At 39.5% G+C, this 21,528-nt stretch carries 19 protein-coding genes; 11 read left to right on the top strand and 8 right to left on the bottom strand.

The genetic code is table 11. The annotated features are described in order from the left end of the window. Window positions 1-11 precede the first annotated feature (11 nt). Window positions 12-455, bottom strand: coding sequence for a hypothetical protein (locus ACFE6N_RS07110; RefSeq protein WP_378935125.1), 444 nt, complete (start codon window positions 453-455; stop codon window positions 12-14). Window positions 456-891: 436 nt separating this feature from the next. Here ACFE6N_RS07110 and ahcY point away from each other — a divergent pair, with 436 nt between their 5' ends. Further along, a complete protein-coding gene (gene ahcY, locus ACFE6N_RS07105; protein WP_090986646.1) occupies window positions 892-2,208 on the top strand; it encodes an adenosylhomocysteinase in 1,317 nt (438 codons plus the stop codon). 291 nt (window positions 2,209-2,499) lie between these two features. After that, window positions 2,500-2,835, top strand: coding sequence for a DUF6370 family protein (locus tag ACFE6N_RS07100; RefSeq protein WP_378935123.1), 336 nt, complete (start codon window positions 2,500-2,502; stop codon window positions 2,833-2,835). 125 nt (window positions 2,836-2,960) lie between these two features. On the opposite strand, the gene ACFE6N_RS07095 is transcribed toward ACFE6N_RS07100, so the two are convergent. After that, window positions 2,961-3,941, bottom strand: a complete 981-nt coding sequence (locus ACFE6N_RS07095) for a polysaccharide deacetylase (protein WP_378935121.1) — start codon at window positions 3,939-3,941, stop codon at window positions 2,961-2,963. A 60-nt stretch (window positions 3,942-4,001) separates the two neighbouring features. Between ACFE6N_RS07095 and ACFE6N_RS07090 the strand changes: the two genes are divergently transcribed. Continuing rightward, a complete protein-coding gene (locus tag ACFE6N_RS07090) occupies window positions 4,002-4,124 on the top strand; it encodes a hypothetical protein (RefSeq protein ID WP_262987388.1) in 123 nt (40 codons plus the stop codon). 130 nt (window positions 4,125-4,254) lie between these two features. Here ACFE6N_RS07090 and ACFE6N_RS07085 read toward each other — a convergent pair whose 3' ends face one another. Then, window positions 4,255-4,635 carry a GtrA family protein gene (locus ACFE6N_RS07085; protein ID WP_090986641.1) on the bottom strand — a complete coding sequence of 127 codons (381 nt, stop codon included), beginning with the start codon at window positions 4,633-4,635 and terminating at the stop codon, window positions 4,255-4,257. A 1-nt stretch (window position 4,636) separates the two neighbouring features. Continuing rightward, entirely contained in the window at window positions 4,637-6,277 is a 1,641-nt protein-coding gene (locus tag ACFE6N_RS07080) for an ArnT family glycosyltransferase (protein WP_378935119.1), read from the bottom strand. A gap of 84 nt (window positions 6,278-6,361) precedes the next feature. Between ACFE6N_RS07080 and ACFE6N_RS07075 the strand changes: the two genes are divergently transcribed. From ACFE6N_RS07075 to ACFE6N_RS07065, 3 genes are all read left to right on the top strand, one after another. Beyond that, window positions 6,362-7,078, top strand: coding sequence for a pyridoxine 5'-phosphate synthase (locus ACFE6N_RS07075; RefSeq protein ID WP_378935117.1), 717 nt, complete (start codon window positions 6,362-6,364; stop codon window positions 7,076-7,078). 124 nt (window positions 7,079-7,202) lie between these two features. Continuing rightward, window positions 7,203-8,093, top strand: a complete 891-nt coding sequence (locus ACFE6N_RS07070; protein ID WP_378935115.1) for a DMT family transporter — start codon at window positions 7,203-7,205, stop codon at window positions 8,091-8,093. A gap of 190 nt (window positions 8,094-8,283) precedes the next feature. Then, window positions 8,284-8,847 carry a hypothetical protein gene (locus ACFE6N_RS07065; protein ID WP_378935113.1) on the top strand — a complete coding sequence of 188 codons (564 nt, stop codon included), beginning with the start codon at window positions 8,284-8,286 and terminating at the stop codon, window positions 8,845-8,847. A 47-nt stretch (window positions 8,848-8,894) separates the two neighbouring features. On the opposite strand, the gene ACFE6N_RS07060 is transcribed toward ACFE6N_RS07065, so the two are convergent. The 3 genes from ACFE6N_RS07060 to ACFE6N_RS07050 are packed head-to-tail and all read right to left on the bottom strand — an operon-like array spanning window position 8,895 to window position 11,147. Further along, entirely contained in the window at window positions 8,895-10,217 is a 1,323-nt protein-coding gene (locus ACFE6N_RS07060) for a serine hydrolase domain-containing protein (RefSeq protein WP_378935111.1), read from the bottom strand. A 4-nt stretch (window positions 10,218-10,221) separates the two neighbouring features. After that, on the bottom strand, window positions 10,222-10,812 hold the full coding sequence (locus tag ACFE6N_RS07055; RefSeq protein ID WP_378935109.1) for an HAAS signaling domain-containing protein: 591 nt from the start codon (window positions 10,810-10,812) through the stop codon (window positions 10,222-10,224). After that, the gene (locus ACFE6N_RS07050) at window positions 10,809-11,147 is read right to left on the bottom strand and encodes a PadR family transcriptional regulator (protein WP_378935107.1); all 339 of its coding nucleotides are present in this window, start codon (window positions 11,145-11,147) and stop codon (window positions 10,809-10,811) included. Before ACFE6N_RS07050 ends, ACFE6N_RS07055 begins: the two co-directional genes overlap by 4 nt. Window positions 11,148-11,610: 463 nt before the next feature. On the opposite strand from ACFE6N_RS07050, the gene gcvP reads away from it, so the two are divergent. Continuing rightward, window positions 11,611-14,487 carry an aminomethyl-transferring glycine dehydrogenase gene (gene gcvP / locus ACFE6N_RS07045; protein ID WP_378935105.1) on the top strand — a complete coding sequence of 959 codons (2,877 nt, stop codon included), beginning with the start codon at window positions 11,611-11,613 and terminating at the stop codon, window positions 14,485-14,487. Window positions 14,488-15,119: 632 nt separating this feature from the next. Then, window positions 15,120-15,704, top strand: a complete 585-nt coding sequence (locus ACFE6N_RS07040) for a YceI family protein (protein ID WP_090986623.1) — start codon at window positions 15,120-15,122, stop codon at window positions 15,702-15,704. A gap of 455 nt (window positions 15,705-16,159) precedes the next feature. On the opposite strand, the gene ACFE6N_RS07035 is transcribed toward ACFE6N_RS07040, so the two are convergent. Continuing rightward, complete coding sequence (locus ACFE6N_RS07035) at window positions 16,160-16,927, bottom strand: MBL fold metallo-hydrolase (RefSeq protein ID WP_208864429.1); 768 nt, start codon at window positions 16,925-16,927, stop codon at window positions 16,160-16,162. Window positions 16,928-17,164: 237 nt separating this feature from the next. On the opposite strand from ACFE6N_RS07035, the gene recJ reads away from it, so the two are divergent. The 3 genes from recJ (at window position 17,165) to ACFE6N_RS07020 (ending at window position 21,337) form a co-directional block, all read left to right on the top strand. Continuing rightward, window positions 17,165-18,865, top strand: a complete 1,701-nt coding sequence (recJ, locus tag ACFE6N_RS07030) for a single-stranded-DNA-specific exonuclease RecJ (protein ID WP_378935102.1) — start codon at window positions 17,165-17,167, stop codon at window positions 18,863-18,865. A 47-nt stretch (window positions 18,866-18,912) separates the two neighbouring features. Further along, window positions 18,913-19,653, top strand: coding sequence for an LPS export ABC transporter ATP-binding protein (lptB, locus tag ACFE6N_RS07025; RefSeq protein WP_090986617.1), 741 nt, complete (start codon window positions 18,913-18,915; stop codon window positions 19,651-19,653). A 166-nt stretch (window positions 19,654-19,819) separates the two neighbouring features. After that, window positions 19,820-21,337 (top strand): GH3 auxin-responsive promoter family protein, encoded by a 1,518-nt coding sequence (locus ACFE6N_RS07020; RefSeq protein WP_378935100.1) that lies wholly within the window; start codon window positions 19,820-19,822, stop codon window positions 21,335-21,337. Window positions 21,338-21,528: the final 191 nt, after the last annotated feature.

Here is a 21,528-nt window from a genome sequence, read left to right as displayed (position 1 = left end):
TAATATATGTTTCACCGATTTTTAAGCGGTTTTGCATCAATAGTGGTATGCAAAGAACCACCAGGCGAATTCTTTGCTGAGGCAAGGTGTCCTGTCGTAATTTTACCAACGGAGAAAGCTCTCCTTATCAGGCAATTAAATCTCAGTCTCGAATTAGTAAAATTAGAAGACCAGGTAAGGTTTAAATCTTTAACTGGCCCATTTTTGTCGAAATCAAGCTGTACGCCAGAACTAGTAGTACTTCCGGAAATTTTATTCGTTTGAGTTGATCCATCTGGTTTAGTAAAACTTACTTCAGCTTCGTAATTTTCGGGAAGCGATGCAGGTATTACCCAATTGTTTTGTCCATCAAGGTACCCAACCTGGACTTCGTAAGCTATCGTTACATAACTTGATTCATAGGGGTCTCTTTTGCAGCCGAATAGTGAAACTGCAATTAAGAGGGACGTCAACATTTTTTTCACATCCAAAATTAGTCATAAAATATTGGCCAATCCAGGCTGACTTAGGAATTCATTATCGATTCTTCCGTTACTTAGCTTACTATATTTACTTTTTTAAATTGCCGTTTGTCATAATTAGCTGTAAATCAATTTTTATTTTAGTTTTTTCTCGGCTTTACAAACAGCGCACAGTTTTTTTATGTAATCTAAACCTGACAGGAATGGCAGCCTCCGATTCTTCATCGGAGCTATAATGTATGGCAGGACCGAAGCGGACCTACGAACCACAGAACTTGCTTTCCAAAAAACAAAAAAGCTATGAAGTTTTGAACTTAGGGATAAAAAATTACATTACTATTTTACAATCCTCTAACTCACCCACTTCTTAATTATTTGGCTTTCACAAAGGGATGCCGTAACTTTGCATCACATTTAAAAACAAATAATTATGTCATCAGTAGAGACTACATACGTTCCTTACAAAGTTAAGGACATTTCACTGGCAGAATGGGGCCGTAAAGAAATCGAATTAGCCGAAGCAGAAATGCCAGGTTTAATGAGTTTGCGTAAAGAATTCGGTCCGTCACAACCGTTAAAAGGTGCGCGCATTGCAGGCTGTCTGCACATGACCATCCAAACGGCTGTATTAATTGAAACATTGGTGGCTCTTGGTGCTGAAGTTACCTGGTCATCTTGCAATATTTTTTCTACACAAGATCATGCTGCGGCTGCAATTGCTGCTGCGGGTATTCAGGTTTATGCCTGGAAAGGGTTAAACGAAGAAGAATTCGACTGGTGTATTGAGCAAACTTTACACTTCGGTCCGGATCAACAACCATTAAACATGATTTTGGATGATGGTGGCGATTTAACCAACATGGTTTTCGATAAATATCCTGAGCTAATTGCAGGTATCAGAGGTTTATCAGAAGAAACGACGACTGGTGTTCACCGTTTGTACGAAAGAATGAAAAACGGAACCTTGCACTTGCCTGCAATCAACGTAAACGATTCAGTTACTAAATCTAAATTTGATAACAAATACGGATGTCGTGAGTCATTAGTTGATGCGATCCGTCGTGCTACCGATGTAATGATGGCTGGTAAAGTAGCCGTGGTTTGTGGTTATGGTGATGTGGGTAAAGGATCTGCAGAATCATTAAGCTCACAAGGTGTACGTGTTATTGTAACTGAAATTGACCCAATCTGTGCACTACAGGCTGCAATGGAAGGTTACGAAGTGAAAAAACTAGCTAACGCCATTAAAGAAGCTGATATTGTGGTAACTACTACAGGTAACTGTGATATCGTTCGCGAGCAACACTTCAGGGCGTTAAAAGATAAAGCGATTGTTTGTAACATTGGTCACTTCGATAATGAAATCGATATGGCCTGGTTAAACGGCGCTTATGGCGATACCAAAGTAGAGATTAAACCTCAGGTTGATAAATATACGATAGATGGTAAAGACGTTATCGTTCTTGCCGAAGGTCGTTTGGTTAACTTAGGTTGTGCAACTGGCCACCCAAGTTTTGTAATGAGTAATTCTTTTACCAACCAGACTTTAGCGCAGATCGAACTTTGGACCAATACTGACAAGTATGAAAACAAAGTATATACTTTGCCTAAACATTTAGATGAAAAAGTTGCCCGTTTACACTTAGAGAAAATCGGTGTAGAATTAGATGTTTTAGATCAACACCAGGCTGATTATATCGGCGTACCGGTTGAAGGTCCTTTCAAAGCAGATACTTACAGGTACTAGTTCAGTTTACAGTTTTTAGTTAGCAGTTAACATAAGACAAATAGTATAGAGGGATGTGCATATTTGCATGTCCCTTTTTTATTCCCCTCTCCCAGAGGGGTGCCTGTAAGGCAGGGTATCCCTGTAGTTTTTTGAAAACGTACGTTCAATGCTCTTCGGAGGCTATAGTCCTGCTATCCCTTCAAGTCCTCACTCATGCTTCGCTCCGGTCTTTCCGTTCTATCAGGTTTATTATACAGCGGGCTGTGATTCTTTTGCTATTGAAAACTTACATTTGAAAAAATAAAAACAATGAAAAAGTTAATATTTGCGCTGATACTTGGTGTACTTTCAATTGCGGCGAATGCGCAAACCGGTCCTCAAAAAACTGCAAAAGTAATTACTAAACAGGTGGTTGATATTGCCTGTGGCGAATGTCAGTTTAAAATGAAAGGAAAAGATTGCGAACTAGCGGTTAAAATTAATGGCAAACCTTATTTTGTGGATGGAAAAGGAATCGATGATTTTGGCGACGCCCATGGCGAACATGGTTTCTGCAATGCCGTAAGTAAAGCAGAAGTGACTGGCGAGATTGTGAACAACCGCTTTAAAGCCAAGGAAATAAAGTTATTGACAATTAAGAAGTAGCTTTACCGCAAAGAACGCAAAGTTTTCCGCAAAGATGCGCCCAGGTTGATTCAAAAAGATCTGCACCTAGCTTTGTGTTCTTTGTGACTTTTCTCTGTGTTCTCTGCGGTTAAAAACGTGATAGATTATTCAAATTCTTTCCCTAAACCCTGCCTCAAATCGAAAAGTAACCACTGTTTATTCTTTATATCAGCCTGTTTCGTTTTTAGCAACTGGATAAAATCTTTCACTCCAATTTCTTCATTGCCATTGCCATGGATCAGTACAATGCTGCCGGCGTTAGGTTGTTGTCCTTTGGCTAACCAGGCATCGCTTCCAACAGGTATTAATCCATAAGCTTCGATTTTTTCAACAATTTTTTGATCAGATACCAGTCCAGGAAAGCGGAAAAATACTGAAGGGGTTAGCCCGTTTTTTAACATGAGTTTTTCGTTTTCCAATACCTCTACATCTAGGTTGGTTCCGGGTGCCAACAGGAAATTCTCAGCCAATGGCAGTTTATTTACCTCGTGATTGTAGGTATGATTGACCCAGGTAATATCCAGTTCCTTATTCTTTACTAAACTTTTTAACCAATTCAAATCATCCTGGTGTTTTAACATCCATTTGCCGGAAACAGAAATCGCTAATGGTGCAGGTTGTTCTGTTTTTTTAAATTCATCGAAAACAGATTGAAAAATAATCCTGTCTAAAGCCTTATGAGAAGGACAAAGATCGATGGTTAGTGTGATGCCCTTTTCCTTTGGAATGGCATGATCGATGCCAGCATTCTGAAGTTGCAAATCTCTGGCTGCTGCGGCTTCAATTGATTTGATATAAGCTGTGTTTTTAAAAATGGCAAGTACGTTGGAATATTGCAGACCTCTGGTGCTGTAATTACTGGCCAGATCTACTTTGGTATCTAAAGTTTCAGGGTTTACCAGCAGTAAGTATTCTTGGTTATTTGCAGAAAAGCTTCTAAGCGCAATCAACCGCTCATTGTCATGCGTTGCCAGGGCAAAATTTACTTTATAGCGTTTAATATCTTCAAAATTTTGCGCAAAGATTTCAGTGCAGAAAAAGCAGATACAAAAAAGGCTGAGCAATGCGGGTTTAGCTAACTTCATATTTCCTTATTTAAAATCTTTCTAATTTAACCCAAATCCATTATCTTTACAAACGTCGCCATGAACAAAGAAAAATTAAAATTATGGTTTAAGCGGGTAGGGCTGGTTGGTTTTTTATTCTTCCTGATTAAAGGATTAATATGGCTTGTTGTATTCTACTTTATCGGCAAAAATGTGAGTTAGGTAGTTCATTAGGTCACTGGCCATTCGTTCATTGGTTCGTGCCAGTGGTGTAAAATCTTTAGCCGACCGTGATACTGATCCAATTGCTATCGGATTTGTTTCATGATCTTTCTGGTAAATATTCTAAAAATTACTTAAATGTAAACAACATATTGGCCAAAAAATTCCAGACAAATACGATTACAATCGCAAAAAATTTCGCCACATAAAAATTGGTTCCGTTTTTCCGTTGGTGGAAAAGATAGATGATAAAGGTATTTAAACCTAGGCCGATTAAACTCACTATTAAAAACTTAGTGAATTCAGTTCCCCAGTGGCTGTTGGTACTCTGGAATGTCCATATCCGGTTAATCAGGTAATTATTGGTTACAGCTAAAGTAAAACCGATGGCATTAGCTATGTATTTATTGATTTTGATTTTCTCTTTACACAGCCAGGTTGCTCCAAAGTCGATCGCCATTCCGAGCAGGCCTGTCAATCCAAATTTTATAATGCGGAAGAATAAATCCATTTTAATGCAATTTAACCAGGTAAAAATGTTCTAATAGCTGAGAACGCGTTTGCGCATTGATAAATTTTGGGGTGAGTTTGGTGATGTGATAGTAATCGAACGTTTTTAGCACTTGGGCGCCATATCCATTTTTCAGTTTTGCCAGTTCAGATTCTGGCGTGTAAATCACGAGGTCTTTTATATCCTTTGATTTATCCAGCTCCTCATAACTCCAAAAGTATTTCGGTTCCCCACTGGCATAAAAATCGAAAGAATAAGCGTCAGGGTACATTAAAACAGCAGCTTTGGCTTTAGGGTAATTTTCTTTTAACCAGTTTCCCGCTTCCATGCCCGATTCATATTTCAGCACCGACGGATAGAAAAATACCGATAGAAAAATCATCAAGCCAACAGAAATCATCGCACTTCTGGCCAGTAGGTTTTCGGTTTTTAATCCTTTGAAGATTGAAAACGAAACTGCCAATAAAATAACTAAAACGGCAATCGCTATATAATGATTTGTAAACCTGAAAAAGATTGCAACGGTAGATAAAATCAAAACAATTAAAATTGCCAGTGTATTTTGGACGGTAAAAAATACTTTCAAGCTTTTGCCTTCCAATTTCTGTATATATAAAGCCGTAATGATGGCGAATTGTGGCAAAATAATCAGGATGTAATGCGGCAACTGGAATTTCGAAAGAGAAAACAATAAAAAGGTAATGGCTGCACTCGTCCAGATCATGATGCTTGCTGCAGGTAACATTATTCTATTTTTCTTTTTGAAAAGGTTAACCACGGCGGTGTAAAACAAAATCGACCAGGGTAAAAAAGCCCACAGCGTGGTATGCAAAAAGAAGGATATATCGCCTTTACCTTTTATAGGGCCATTGTTAAAGAAGCGACCAAACTGACTGTCCCAAAAGAAAAACTTCAAACCAGATACGCCGGTTTTTCCAAATACTACCTTTTCGGGGTGCAAGTCGAACTGTATATATAAAGTATATAATTCGGGGATAATAAAAATAAAAATCAATGCAATGGCAATCCACCATTTAAGCTTTAGCAGCTGTTTCCATTGCCTGGTGAGCAACCAGTAAATGATAAAGCCACCAAAAACGGGGATGAGTACAAATATGCCTTTGATCATGATGGCGCATGCAGCGAAAAAAGAGCCTGTAACAATATGCCAGAAAGAACCCTGATGAGCTTTATAATAATGATAAATGGCTGCTAAAGTAAATGTGGTGATATAAACCTCAGCACGAACATCGAAAGTAGAAATGAGGATGTGCAGCGAACTTAAAAAAATCAATGCACTGATTAATCCTGTTTTTTCATTGTAAATGTCTTTTGCCAGTTTATAAAGGTACCATGCGCCTAATAGTCCAAATAAGAAAGAAGGAAGTTTATAGGCAAAGGCTGTGATTCCAAAAAGCTTAAATGAAGCAGCGGCCAGCCAAAAAGTTAAATGTGGTTTGTCTAACCAATCTGCACCACGGACATAAATATTCACCCAATCGTTGCGCTGCACCATGTTTTTGGCTATGGAGGCATAAAGTGCAGAATCTGGTTCCATTATCCCGCCAAAAAGTGCAGGCACACTAAGCAGTGCAACCAAAGCGATTAAAATTTTATATAACGTGGTCTCTTTTAAGTTCATTTTACAGGAAGCAAATATGAGCAAAAAAAAGTCAAATTTTTTTAAGGTTTAAGATTAACAGGGGCAAAGCCTTATCTTTGCTTTATGACAAAGTTATCGGTTAACATCAATAAAATTGCTACACTCCGCAACAGTCGCGGAGGTAATAACCCTGATTTGGTAAAGGTTGCGTTAGACTGCGAACGTTTCGGTGCGCAGGGAATTACGGTACACCCGCGCCCTGATGAACGCCACATCCGTTACCAGGATGTTTACGATCTAAAGGCGGTTATTGCTACCGAGTTTAACATTGAGGGAAATTGTAAGGAAGATAAATTTGTTGACCTGGTTTTGGCCAACAAACCAGCCCAGGTTACCCTGGTACCAGATGCCGAAGGACAGATCACTTCCAATCATGGCTGGGATACCATCAAAAATAGAGATTACCTGAAAGAAATGGTTTCGGTTTTTCAGAAGGAGGGTATCCGCGTTTCGATTTTTGTTGATCCGGTGGTAGAAATGATTGAAGGAGCGGCTGAAACAGGAACAGATCGGATCGAACTATATACGGAAGCTTATGCGCATAATTATTTTGCCGATCGCGAAAAGGCAGTAGTGAATTATATTGCTGCAGCACATCATGCCAATAAATTAGGCTTAGGCATTAATGCCGGCCACGACCTGGATCTGCACAACCTGCATTATTTCGCACAAAGCATCCCAGGCTTATTAGAAGTATCAATTGGTCATGCCTTAATTAGTGATGCGCTTTATTTAGGTTTAGAAACGACCATTCAGAAATATTTACAACAACTCGTTTAGTTTTTAACCGCTAAGACTGCAAAGGAAAAGGCCGCAAAGAACACGAAGCAGGAGCATAGATTTTATTAGTCTTTGCGCTGCTTTGCGAAACCCTGGCGTCCTTTGCGGTTAAATATCGGAATTTATGTTTAAAGGAATTCTCCTTGTTTTTTTTGGTGCCTGTAGTTTCGGCATCCTTTCTACTTTTGTTAAACTGGCTTATCATGAAGGTTATACCTTGGGTGATGTTACCGGCGCTCAGGCTTTTTTCGGAGCGGTAATTTTATGGGTATTATTTTTCTTTCAAAGTAGAACCACAGCCTATAAAGCTAAGGCTTTGCCCGCTAAAACACCCTGGTGGCAAATGGTCATTGCAGGAACCTGTACGGGTATGGTTAGTATTTTTTACTATCAATGTGTAAAGCTGGTGCCTAATTCGGTGGCCATTATTTTATTGATGCAGTTTATCTGGATGAGTATTTTAATGGAATACCTCATTTTTAAAAAGAAACCTACTGGTTTGCAATTGGTCGCTATTTTGTTGGTTCTGGGAGGTACAGTTTTGGCCAGTGGAATGGCAGAAACCAGTATGGGTAGCATGGATTTAAAAGGGATTGGTTTTGGTTTACTGGCTGCATTATGTTATGCCGGCTTTTTGTTGTTGAGTGGTAGGATCGGTAATGAATATGTGCCGCTAAAGAAAAGTGCGCTGATGATTACTGGTGCCTGTATTTTGATTTTCATCATCTTTCCTCCTGCATTTTTGTTTAATGGAGCTTTGAGTGGAAGCTTACTGAAATGGGGATTGATTATCTCTGTTTTCGGTACCGTGATCCCGCCCCTGTTTTACGCCGAAGGTGTGCCACGAATTGGCACAGCTATTAGTTCTATTTTGAGCGCTGCAGAATTGCCAGTCGCTGTGATGATGGCCGGTTTTGTATTGCAAGAACAGGTTTCGTTTTTAAGATGGGTCGGTGTTGTAGTCATTCTATCGGCAATGGTTTTGCCAAACCTGAAATATTTAAAGCGAGATTAATTTAGTTTTTTTTACCGCAAAGTACATAGAGAGAAGGCACAGAGGGCACAAAGCAGGGCTTTGAAATTTATTATTGTGCCCTGAATGCACCTTAGCGCCTTGGTGGTTTAAGCCTTAATATTAATTAACTTCGCGTTCTTTGCGGTTAAACTAAAATTAAATATCTTTAAAAAGCATATAGCATTTACATATGAAAAAAATAAGCATTTATATCTTATCCCTGATCATTATCGGCATAGCTGGTTGCAAAACCAAAACCACCATCAACCAGGATGAGGCTGCTGAAGTAATTACCAGCTATTTAAAAGCCAATCCGGAATATAAAACCACCAGGTTTAAGTTTGGAGAGATGAAATTCAATAGTACAAATGATATGTTCGAACTGGGAAAATATAAATCTTTAGCCAGTAAAGGTTTGGTTACCTTAAGTTTAAAAGAAGCCAAAAAGAAATTTCTTTCTAAAGACAGCAGTTTTGTTTACCAGATTACCTTAACCGATAAAGCGAGTCCACTGGTGTTGAAACAGGATCGCGACAGGGCAACGGTAAAAGTGGTAGAATATGTTTTATCAGACGAGAAACCGGTTGATTTTGCGCAGGTAAACTCCAGCACAGCAAAGGTGACCGTATCACTTAAAATGACCACTACTGATTTCGAACCTTTTGATAAGGATGCAAACAAAAACAGCAACTTCATCACCAAAACCTATAAATTAAAGTTGAGTAAAGATGAAGGATGGAAAGTGCAGAAATAGCAGGTTAGTCTTTAATAAACTAACCTGCCATCAAAAGTTAATTTATTTTATTCTTTGGTAAACTTAAATTCTTTGCCGCCCTGTTTAAGGGTCATCTGGTTTTCTGTGGGGTTGAAGGACAGGATGATGCCTGCATCTTCAAATATAAACTCATGGTTACCTTTGGAGCTTAATCTTATTGCAGGTTGGCCTGTTGCCTGTGCCATTAAAGTTGTATTGTCTTTCGTAATGGTGATTTTTATCGGGATTGCCGTTGATGCATAGGTGCCTAAATATTTATTTAAGTCTGTAGTGTTTTGCTCAGCTGTTTTAAAATCAGGAATTTGATATTCCTTATTAAAAACAGCACTTAACACGGCCAGTGAAATGGAATTATTGTTGAAGTTCGTACCATTACTGGTTAAAGCATAGGCTATATTTCCATCGCTGAAATATGAAAATGTAGCGCTGAAACCATCTATACTTCCCGAATGACCAAAACCTGCCTTATCGTAAAACGGAATAGCCAAAATACCCATGCCGTATTTGCCGTTAACGGTTTTCATCTGCGCTAAACTATTTTGAGAAATCACTTTTCCTTCAAATAATGCTGTGCTGAATTTTACCAGATCAATCGGGGTTGAAACAATCCCTCCGGCACCGATTGGAATCGAAATATCAGTTTCATCGGCTAATTTCCAATTCCCTTCAAAACGGTACGAGCTGGCTTCGTTATTTTTTGAATTAATGTTTTTGCCTAAAAAAGTGTTGGTCAGGGCGAGGGGTTTAGCAATGTACTTATCCAATATTTTGGCATAAGGCATTTTAAACGTTTTTTCAAGAATATAAGATAGCAGTACATAGTTCGAATTGCTGTAATCAGATTGAGTGTCCGGCTCAAAATCAATCCCGCCCTTACTTATTATGGCAAGCATTTCTTTTTCGGTTTTGGATTGCGTATGCCATTTCAAGTATTCCTCTTTGTCATCTGTAAAATCATGTATTCCACTTCTGTGATAAAGCAAATTCGCAATGGTGATTTTACCAGCATTTTTAATGTCCGGGAAAAATTTCTGAATAGTTTGATCGACGCTGATCTTCTTTTCGTCAATGGCCTTAAAGATTAAAGTCGCGGTAAAGGTTTTGGAAATAGAGCCGATCCGGTATTTCGTGTTTTCATTTGCTTTTAGCTTTTCTTCAATGTTTGCGAAACCCAATGTGCGGTTATAAATCAGATGGCCATTCTGAGCGACGGCTACACTTCCCATAAACTTATTGTATTTAGCAAGCGTATCGAAATAGGCATCTAGCTTCGTTTTATCAAAAGTTTGTGAAAAGCCGGAATTGGTCAGGATTATCACAAGGATAAAGAGTGTTAATTTTTTGATCATGATCTTATTTGTTAATTGTTCTTTTTAATTTAAGAAGTAGGGTAATGATGAGGTAAAGTGCAACAGCCGTAACAACCATTGCAGGGATAAACCAGTTGCCTAGGAGTTCATCTGCGGGGTTTACTAAGCCTTTTGAAAGACCGAGTATAAAAACTTCACCTGGTTTATAAAAAAAACCTACCTGTGATGGATTCCATAGTTTAGCACCGATCAAAAACACAAAACCAAACAGAAACAGGTACAGAATAAAGAATATAATGTATGATATGCCGTTGGTTAAATTAAGCAATAAAGCTTTAAAAACATGTATGGGGTTAAATGTTCTGGTGGCTTCTGCCAATTTTTTGTCAGCCACCAACGGTTTGAGTATTTCCTCAGGTCTTCCTAATTTTTCTAAGATATTAAGAAGATTTTCTACTTCATTTCCGGTTGGATGTGCCTGCAGGTTTTCATAAATATGACTGTTCAGCTCCATCAATATTTCATCCTGATTTTGCTGATTGAGGCCTCTAACCTCTTTTTTTATTCTGTACAGATAATCTTTGTAAATCCGCTCAGCCGATTGATCGTTAAATGGTATTTCTTTTAATTTCATTTCGTAATTTTTGAGATAGAGTGGTTTAGGTTGTGCCAGTATTCTTCCATTTTGGTTACCGTGTTTTTCCCCTCCGGCGTAATGCTGTAATATTTTCTGGGGATACCCGATTCTTGCTCCACCCATTCTGATAGGATCAGTTTTTCATCTTTAAGCCGGTTCATCAGCGGGTATAGGGTTCCTTCCGCAATTTCAATTTCCGTAATCTTTTTTATCTCATTGATCAGATCGTAGCCGTAATAAGCCTTTCCGCCCTTTAAAACATTGAGCACAATAAAGGATAAGGTTCCCTTTTTAACCTGCGATATCCATTTATGAATAAAATCTTCGTTCATAGATCAAAGGTATAACAAAATACATAGTATAACAATGTATATGCTGTTTTGATTAAATGTTTTCGCGTAAATTGCTGATAATGAGTTTGATGTTTTTTTTATTAGGATTTGATTCAAAAGTTTAGTTCTTCACACCTTGGTTTATTGCAGTTTCCATTGTACCTAAACCCGACAGGAGTGGAAATCCTTTTTGCTGCAGATGCTTTGTATCTCAGTGCGAAAAAGTAGCAAAAAGATTGTAGCGAATGGCGGGAACAGACTTAAATTTTAGCGCAGCCACTGCTTTCCAAATAATCAAGAAAACAGCTTAAAACTAGACAAGCGTTTGTCAGGCTTTTTACTCATAAAATCTATCTGTTTTGTCGCTTTTGAGTGTAAATAAGACGCCTTTTTTACACTGATTGATAGTGAAATACAGCTTCATTTTTGCTACCTTTGCACGCAAATTTATTATTCATACCGCATGAGCTTAAATATCCACTACAAGGAAGATTTTCAAAATCGTCATATTGCTCCTAATGAGGCTGATACAGCCGAAATGTTGCAAACTGTTGGCGTAAATTCTATCGACGAGCTGATTGAACAGACTGTTCCAACGGCAATCAGGTTAAAACAACCGTTAAACTTGCCTGCAGCGAAATCAGAAACTGAATATCTTGGTGCTTTAAAACAAACTTCATTGTTGAATAAAGTTTTCAAAAGCTTTATCGGTCAGGGTTATTACGATACCATTACGCCTGGTGTTATCTTACGTAACGTATTCGAAAACCCGGGATGGTACACACAATATACGCCATATCAGGCAGAAATTGCACAGGGCCGTTTACAGGCTTTATTAAATTTCCAAACCATGGTTATCGATTTAACCGGAATGGAAATTGCCAATGCATCTTTATTGGATGAAGGTACAGCTGCGGCTGAGGCTATGTTTATGCAATACAGCTTACGCAAAAATCAGGCAGCTAAAAAGTTTTTCGTTTCTGAATTACTTTTTCCTCAAACCATCGATATTTTAAAAACACGTGCCAATCCTTATGGTATCGAGCTGGTAATCGGAAGCCATTTAGATTTTACTGCTAGCGGAGAATTTTTCGGTGCAATTGTTCAGTATCCGGCTGGAAATGGCGAAGTTTTCAATTATGAAGCTTTCGCATCAGCTTTACACAGCCAAAATATTAAATTAACCGTAGTTGCCGATATCTTAAGCTTAACCTTATTAACGCCTCCGGGCGAGTGGGGTGCTGATGTAGTGGTAGGTACTACACAGCGTTTAGGTATACCAATGGGTTTTGGTGGACCGCACGCTGCATTTTTTGCCACTAAAGAAGAATACAAACGTAATATCCCTGGTCGTATTATTGGTGTAACCATCGATAGCCATGGCGATTATGCTTTACGTATGGCCTTGCAAACGCGCGAGCAGCACATCCGTAGAGATAAAGCTACTTCAAACATCTGTACTGCGCAGGCATTATTGGCTATCATGGCCGGTTTTTATGCCGCTTACCATGGCCCGAAAGGATTAAAAGCCATTGCTGAGCGTACACACGGTTTAGCCATCAGTTTGGCATCAACCCTTAAAAATTTAGGTTATGAGCAACTAAATTCAGCTTATTTCGATACCATCCGTTTCGATTTGGGCGATTTAAAAGGTGGTATTCACGCTTACTGTTTAGATAACGAAATCAACTTAAATTATGTGGGTAATACGGTGACCATTTCGGTTGATGAAACCACTACTTTTCAAGACATTACTTTAATTGCTAAAATCTTTGCAAGAGCAAAAGGCATTGCTGGAGATCAGGTAGAGGTAGTTGAAAATGTAGAAACGGTTATTCCAGCCCCGCTGCAACGCACTTCTGCTTATTTAACACACCCGATTTTTAACTCGCACCACTCGGAACACGAAATGTTGCGTTATATCAAATCGTTGGAAGCAAAAGATTTATCGCTTTGCCACTCGATGATTGCTTTGGGTAGCTGTACCATGAAATTAAATGCTACCGCAGAGATGATCCCGGTTACCTGGTCTCACTTCGGTCGCATCCACCCGTTTGCCCCGGCCGATCAGGTATTGGGCTATTATTCTGTTTTTAACGAACTGGATAAATGGTTAAGCGAAATTACCGGTTTTGCGGCCATGAGCTTACAGCCAAATGCAGGTGCCCAAGGTGAATATGCTGGTTTAATGGTTATCCGCGCTTACCACCACGATAGGGGCGATTTCCACCGTAACGTGGCGTTAATTCCGGCTTCGGCACATGGAACAAACCCTGCTTCTGCTGCAATGGCCGATATGAAAATTGTAGTGGTTAAATCTTTAGAAAATGGTAACATCGATGTTGAAGATTTAAAAGCGAAGGCAGAATTGCATAAAGACAACTTATCGTGTTTAATGGTAACTTATCCATCTACTCACGGCGTGTTTGAAGAAAGCATAATCGAAATCTGCGAAACCATCCACGCTAACGGCGGACAGGTTTATATGGATGGTGCCAATATGAATGCACAGGTTGGTTTAACAAGTCCGGCCAATATTGGAGCCGATGTTTGTCACTTAAACTTACACAAAACTTTCTGTATCCCTCACGGTGGTGGTGGTCCTGGTATGGGCCCAATCGGTGTGGCTAAACACCTGGTTCCTTATCTTCCAGGTCATGCTGTGGTTGATATCGACAAAGGAAAATCTATTTCTGCAGTTTCGTCTGCTCCATGGGGTTCGGCTTCTATCCTGATCATTTCTCACGCCTATATTGCGATGATGGGTGCTGAAGGTTTAACGAATGCTACCAAATATGCCATTTTAAATGCGAACTACATGAAAGCACGTTTAGAGCAACACTATCCGGTGCTTTATTCAGGCGCTCAGGGTCGTTGCGCACATGAGATGATTTTAGATTGCCGTGCTTTCAAAGCCTTTGGAATTGAAGTAACTGACATTGCAAAACGTTTAATGGATTATGGTTTCCACGCACCAACGGTTTCGTTCCCGGTTGCAGGTACTTTAATGGTTGAGCCTACAGAATCGGAACCTAAACATGAGTTAGACCGTTTCTGTGATGCATTGATCGCGATTAAAAATGAAATAGCTCAGGTAGAGAATTTAACTTTCGATAAAACGGATAACCCGCTAAAAAATGCACCTCACACCGTTTCAGTAATTACTGCTGACAATTGGGAGCATGCTTATAGCCGTCAAACTGCTGCGTTCCCGCTTCCTTATGTGTTAGAACGTAAGTTCTGGCCATCGGTTGGTCGTGTTAACGATAGTCATGGCGATAGATCATTGATCTGTGCTTGTCCACCGGTGGAGAGTTATTTAGAAGAGATAGTTCCTTAGTGAGGTAGAAGGCGGGAAGGTAGAGGGTTTAAGATTTTTTGCGGGGTGCGTAAAGCATACAGCAGAAAATTTTAAACCTTTTTTAATTGTTATGCTGAACTTTGTTTAAGTTAAGAAGAGATCTTCTATCGCGATATCGTTTCGAGCGTAGCGCAGCGAAGTCGAGAACCCGAAGGCTCAGCGAAGCTAAATCTATCTCAAGATAGATCTCTCCATTCCACTGCGTTTCAGTCGAGATGACGATTTTTCTTATGAATATTTGAATGGAAGATAAAAAGCATTTTTTTTGGAAATGAATGTCGGTTTTCCATCGGCGGCTGCAGCCCTGCCATTCGCTTTAATCTTTTTGTGGTGTTTGCTCTTCTTTGTCGTCCTTGCGAGAAGGAACGACGAAGCAATCTTTCACGGTAAGTGCCAAAAAAAAGGATTTTCGCTGCTGTCAGGTTTAGCATGAATGGTGGTGGCCTGGATCGTCCATTTCCACTTTTTCTTGATCGATTAAACCCTTAAAGATAACCGGAGTCAATAGCATGATTTAAATAATACGATTATTATTGAAAAAACTTAACATAGGTCAACAACAAGAGATGGTTGTTCATCTATATTTGTATCAAATTTTAAAAAACCAGAAAATGAAATTAAAAATCTCTTCAATTTTTTTATTAGTTGCAGTTGTTTCTTTATCAGCTTTTACAACTATTAAACCAGTAACTTATACTGTAGATGCAGCAAAATCAACCATTACCTGGATTGGTAAAAAAGTAACCGGTTCTCACAACGGAACAGTGGCCCTACAGTCAGGTACATTAGCGGTTAATGGTAAAAGCGTAACAGGTGGTACTTTTGTAATCGATATGACTTCAATTAAAGATGCTGATGGTAGTGCTAAATTAGAAGGTCACTTAAAAGCAGATGATTTCTTTGGTACAACTAAATTCCCAACTTCAACTTTCGTTATTACCAAAGTTGCAGGTTCAGGTGCTAACGTAACCGTAACCGGTAATTTAACCATCAAAGGTATCACTAAACCATTAAGCTTCCCTGCAACTGTAACGGTTAATGCAGATGGTACAGCTTCAGCTTTAGCGGGTAAAATCATTGTAGACAGAACTAAATATGACATCAAATATGGTTCAAAATCATTCTTTGATAGCATTGGCGACAAAGCAATTGACGATAACTTCGAATTGTCTGTTAAATTGGTCGCTAAAAAATAATTTCCGGTCTCGGAAAAAGGAAGGCCTCGACGAAAGTTGGGGCTTTTTTCGTTTAACTGCTTAGTGATGTCAGTCTGAGCGGAGTCGAAGACTAACCACCGAGCGCATAGAGTTTTTACACAGAGGAACACAGAGTTTGCACCCGTTGCTCTGTGTTCCTCTGTGCCTTTCTTTGTGAGCTCTGTGGTAAAAACGCTGCGTGCTTTGCATTTCTTCTTTGCGTGCTTTGCGGTAAAAAATAGAGACTTTAAAAACTCAGGATAATGCAAGAAACCAGGCGACAAGGTGCTGCAAAGTCCAAAGATCTCTCCACTTCGCGTTGCTCCGGTCGAGATGACGAAACGATGTAAGTGCGTACCGAAATAAAATAAATTGATTTTTTAAACTTAAATCATACTAATCACTTCAGGATCTGTTTTCCCTAAACCCTAAACCCTAAACCCTAAACCCTAAACCTATCTAATCCTAAATCCACCTTCAATAACATCCACAAAACCAGTTGCTGCACTTTTGCCATGATAGAATAAACATTCCCAATTCTCTTCAGCTGCTCTTTTACCAAACTCTTTCCGTAATTCCATTGCCTTGCGACCGTCGAAATCGTATTTGGCAATAAAATTTTTAACCAGCTCTTCGGGTTCAGGTAAAACATCACCGCCAAAAAATACTTTTTGATTGCCTTCTGTTAAAAGAAAAACCTGGTGGTTCGGACAGTGGGCACCGGTAAATTCGTATGCAATAGTTTCATCCAAAGCGCCATCTCCCTCCACAAATTTCAATTGTGCATTACGTTGTACGAAATCGAAAATATCGGTATGGTAAGATGACGAAGTGCTGCTGAAAGCCGTTTCCCATTCGCCCCGGTTAATTACATATTCAGCATCAGGAAAACTCAGTTCTATTTTATCATTGCTTTGTTTGTGGATCATCCCGCCAGAATGGTCGTAATGTAAGTGCGACATTAAAACTTTGGTCACATCAGTTGGATCGAAACCTGCATTGCGGATATTTTTGTGTAAAATCAGTTCGCCATGGTCATCACTAAAACCTAAACCTGTATCGAAAAGTACGAGGTCGTTTTTCAGTTCAACCAAAAAAGGCTGAACATTGATAAATAATGAAGCAGGTCTGTCTTTAAAACTGTGTATAGCGGAATCGAAAGGCACAAATTTCTTTGATGCGTCAACAGAATAGGTTCCTTCGAATAGGGTGTGAACTTGCAAAATATAAAATCTTTTAAATGTGTGTACAAAGGTAACAATCTAAACATTAGTATTTATCATAAGGGCAGGTCTAATCAATTTCGATAGGGCTTTTCAGCATGTCATGATTAAACAATCTTCAATGTTTGAAGTTAAATCTAACTTTTTGTATTTAAATGCTTTGTAAGGCATCGCACTCAAGTTTAGCGCCATCATATCCAATTAAAATGTATATTTACTGTTCGGAGACAGTATAAAATGGAAAAAAGATGGGTGCTGGCATCAGATTGTGATGATGATACAGTAGCAAAAGTAGCAGAACAACTTAACATAGACCGTTCATTGGCACAGATTCTTGTGCAGCGGAATATCTGTGATTTTGATCAGGCGAAAAGTTTCTTCAGACCAGATCTTAATCACCTTCATGATCCTTTTTTAATGAAGGATATGGATGTTGCTATTGCCCGTATCGAAACCGCACTGGCCAGCCACGAAAAGATATTGATTTATGGGGATTATGATGTGGATGGCACCACTTCGGTTGCACTCGCTTATAGTTTCTTTTCAAAGCTCACTAAAAATATAGAATATTATATCCCAGACCGTTATCTGGAAGGTTATGGCATTTCTACTGCCGGGATTGATTATGCCAATGAAAATGGGTTCTCCCTTATCATTGCATTAGACTGTGGTATAAAATCGATCGATAAAATTGATTATGCCAATAACCTGGGGATCGATTTCATTATCTGCGATCACCATTTACCCGGAGATGAACTTCCACAGGCCATAGCCGTTTTGGATCCTAAACGTTCTGACTGCGCATATCCTTTTAAAGAATTAGCCGGCTGCGGAATTGGTTTTAAACTGGCGCAGGCTTATGCACAAAAACATCAGCTCCCAAAAGAAACTTATCTGCAATATTTAGATCTGGTAATGGTAAGTATTGCGGCAGATATTGTGCCTGTAGTAGGCGAGAACCGAATTTTAGCTTATTACGGGCTGAAAAAATTGAACGCTAATCCTTGCGAAGGTTTACGGGCTTTGATGGAGGTTTCGGGCAAAACCGAAAATTACACCATTACCGATGTGGTTTTTACATTAGGTCCGCGGATTAATGCTGCCGGAAGGATCGATCATGCGAAACATGCCGTTGCCATGCTGCTTTGTCAGGTAGATAGCAATTCCCTGGAACAAAGTGAACTCATCAACCTTAAAAATACCGAGCGCAAAACCTATGATCAGGACATTACCCGCGAGGCTTTGGCTTTAATTGGGGAAAGTGAAATTCTCATCAATAGAAAAACCACCGTGGTGTTTAACGAAAACTGGCACAAGGGGGTCATTGGGATAGTAGCTTCGCGCCTGACAGAAAAATATTACCGCCCGACAATTGTACTTACTAAATCTAACGGACATGTAGCTGGCTCGTGCCGCTCGGTAGTGGGTTTTGATTTGTATGAAGCTTTAAGTGGTTGTGCACATTTATTAGATCAGTACGGGGGGCATAAATTTGCTGCAGGCTTAACCATGCAGGAGCACAATGTAAATGCCTTTGCCGATAAATTTGAAGAAATTGTATCGGCGAGTATTACAGAAGAGTTGCTAACACCCATGATCAGGATTGATGCCGAAATTGAACTGGCACAGATCGACGGTAAATTCTTCCGGGTTTTATCACAGATGGGACCTTTCGGGCCGGAAAATATGGCGCCAATATTTGTTACCCATAACGTATATCTGGCACAGCATGCCATGGCTGTTGGCCAAAATCATCTAAAAATTAATATAAAACAACAAAATTCGCCTATTTTTGAGGGCATTGCATTTGGATTGGCAGAATTTCAAAATCTTTTACAACCCAGGGTGCCGTTCTCCGTTTGTTATACGTTAGAAGAAAATGTGTGGCGGGATAAGAAACGCTTACAGTTAAATATTAAAGGAATAAAAGTTAATTAATTGAAACCTTACAGGTTTTTAAAACCTGTAAGGTTTAGCTAATAAGTATGATACTAAAAGCCGAAAATCTGGTTAAAAAATATAAACAGCGTACTGTTGTAAACAACGTTTCCTTTAACGTAAGCCAAGGGGAAATTGTGGGGCTTTTAGGTCCGAACGGAGCAGGGAAAACAACTTCTTTTTACATGATCGTTGGTTTGATCAAACCAAATGAAGGGCGCATCTTTTTGGAAGAAGAGGATATTACCGAAGATCCGATGTACCGCAGGGCGCAAAAAGGAATCGGCTATCTTGCACAGGAAGCATCAGTTTTTAGAAAACTTACCGTAGAAGATAACATCCTGGCCATTTTGGAAATGAGCAACTTAACCAAGGAAGAACAGCGTGATAAACTCGAAGAACTGATCAATGAATTTAGTTTGCACAAAGTACGTAAAAACCGGGGTGATTTATTATCCGGAGGCGAGCGTCGCCGTACCGAAATTGCCCGGGCTTTAGCTGCAAATCCTAATTTTATCTTATTGGATGAACCTTTTGCCGGGGTAGATCCTATTGCTGTAGAGGAAATTCAAAGTATTGTGGCCAAACTAAAGCATAAAAATATTGGAATTTTAATCACCGATCACAACGTACAGGAAACACTATCCATTACCGATAGGGCATATCTACTTTTTGAGGGAAAAATTCTGGAACAAGGCGTTCCGGAAGTGCTTGCTGAGAATGAAATGGTGAGAAAAGTATATTTGGGATCAAATTTTGTATTGAAACGTAAGAAATTTGATATTTAAAATAGTTACAAACAAAATTCAACCTGGCGTGTTGCCTACTCGCGACGTTACAACCAAAAGCTATTAAATTTATTGTGTATAAAAATCTCTGTATATTCCCATTTAACCAAAGGGCTGGTGTGAAAGTCTGTGGCGGCCTAACACCCGTTTGTTTTAGCATTTAAAAATGGCAATTGTAAATTCAATTTTTACCTGGTTAATGAAAAAGCGGATCCACCAGATCGAGCTTTTTATGAAATATCCGCACGATGTTCAGGAAGAGTGGTTTCACAGTCTGATTGATAGTGCAGAAAATACCGAGTGGGGTAAATTGTACGATTATAAATCAATATTAACACCGCAACAATACCAGCAGCGTGTTCCGATCCAGAACTACGATACCCTAAAACCTTACATTGAGCGTATGCTTAATGGCGAACAGAACATCCTTTGGCCGTCTGATATTAAATGGTTTGCAAAATCATCGGGTACCACCAGCGACAGGAGTAAGTTTATCCCAGTCTCTGAGGAGTCATTGGAAGAATGCCACTTTAAAGGGGGAAAGGATATGCTTTCCATCTATTGTAATAACCGTCCCGATAACCAGATGTTTACCGGAAAAGGTTTGGTTTTGGGTGGGAGCCATCAGGTTAACCAGTTAAACGAAGATTGTTTTTATGGTGATTTATCGGCTGTGCTGATTAAAAACCTTCCTATCTGGGCCGAATATTACCGCACACCTGATATGTCTATCGCTTTGATGGACAATTACGAAATCAAGATGGACAGAATGGCAGAAGCCACCATTAATGAAAACGTAACCAGTATTTCGGGCGTACCAACCTGGACCATCGTATTGGCTAAAAAAGTACTCGAACTTACCGGAAAGCAAAATTTATTGGAAGTTTGGCCTAACCTTGAATTATATATCCACGGGGCAGTAAATTTTGCGCCTTATCGCGAACAGTTTAAACAGTTGATTCCTTCCGCTGAAATGTATTATCTGGAAACTTATAACGCATCAGAAGGATTTTTCGGCATTCAGGATCAGGATCATTCAGAAGAAATGTTGCTGATGCTTGATTATGGGATTTTCTATGAATTTGTGCCGATGGAAAATATAGGAGACGAAAATCCTAAGGCGCTGTTGCTAGGAGAGGTAGAGCTGCATAAAAATTACGCGATAGTTATTTCTACAAACGGTGGTTTATGGCGATACATGATCGGCGACACCATTCAGTTTACCTCCCTTTCTCCTTACCGCATAAAAATTACCGGGCGTACAAAACATTTTATTAATGCCTTTGGCGAAGAGGTGATCATCGATAATGCGGAGCAGGCCTTAACTAAAGCCTGCCAGCAAACAGGCGCTGAAATAAAAGATTATACCGCAGGGCCGATTTACTTTAAGGATGAAAAGGCGGGCGGACACGAATGGATCATAGAATTTGATAAGCAGCCCGATGATTTTGAAAAATTTGTGGATGTGATGGACCAAACCCTGCGCGAGGTAAACTCAGATTACGATGCCAAACGTTTTAAAGATATGGCGCTGGCCCGTCCTAAAGTACATAATGCACCTGCTCACACTTTTTACAACTGGTTAAAGGCGAAAGATAAATTGGGCGGTCAGCATAAAGTGCCCCGGTTAGCCAATGAGCGTAAGTATGTAGATGATATTCTGGAGATGATGAAATCAGCTTAACTTCGATTTAAACATGACAGTCTGAAACTGTAGAAAACCATTTAGCGCTGCTGCAGAATACTATTATTGACAGATACCCTAAAAAGTCGTCATTGCGAGGAGGAACGACGATGTAATCTTTCATGCTGATGATCCTTGTTATAAAGATTGCTTCGTCAGCTGAAAAAGCCTTCTCGCAATGACGATCCTCG

Source organism: Pedobacter sp. BG31 (assembly GCF_042464845.1).
GTDB lineage: Bacteria > Bacteroidota > Bacteroidia > Sphingobacteriales > Sphingobacteriaceae > Pedobacter > Pedobacter suwonensis.
This window is presented reverse-complemented; position numbering and strand designations above follow the sequence as displayed.